The 534-nt window shown below is 43.3% G+C and carries 1 protein-coding gene; it reads right to left on the bottom strand.

Annotated features, from left to right (window positions below; genetic code table 11):
- Positions 1-149: 149 nt before the first annotated feature.
- Positions 150-534: molecular chaperone TorD (gene torD / locus AB4585_RS21585; protein WP_372170872.1), on the bottom strand; the 385-nt coding region annotated here is incomplete at its 5' end.

The raw sequence follows: 534 nt of genomic DNA, 5'->3' as shown, positions 1-534 counted from the left end.
TGCTATACCTTGTAAAGAAAACTGAGGGTTATTGAAAATGGAAGGTTAGGAAGAGGTTAGCACTCTTAGCCTATACTGCAAACGATTGCGCCGGGCAGTCTAGCCATAAATGCAAGTGCTGACAATGCATTTATGGCCATAATGTGAATCTAATACTCATTGCCCAAATAGCGGCAATCTAATTCACAGAAGTTAACGAGCAATTCGGCGACGGAAGAGTAAAAACCAAACTCATCATATTGAGTGCAGTTTTCAGAAAATTGCGGTATCCAAGAAAGGATGTGCTCTTCTATAAGCGCCTTTTGTTCAGCTAGTGCTTGTTCAAGGTGAGACTCTTGTTCTAGCTCATTGGAGCGAATAATCAGGTTACCAAGGAAGTCCAATTCTAAGGCGAGATGATCGGCAGGCTCGTTGAAGTTCTTATCCACTTCAATGCCTTTCTCCTGCATTAACTGCGCCATATCTTGAGCAGGCTTGCCATTGAGCAGTTTACTGTCATCCAGATAGATAGAGGCGTAAGGCAGTGCAGCATAC

Source organism: Vibrio sp. 10N.222.49.C9 (genome assembly GCF_041474985.1).
In the GTDB taxonomy this organism is placed as follows: domain Bacteria; phylum Pseudomonadota; class Gammaproteobacteria; order Enterobacterales; family Vibrionaceae; genus Vibrio; species Vibrio crassostreae_C.
This window is presented reverse-complemented; position numbering and strand designations above follow the sequence as displayed.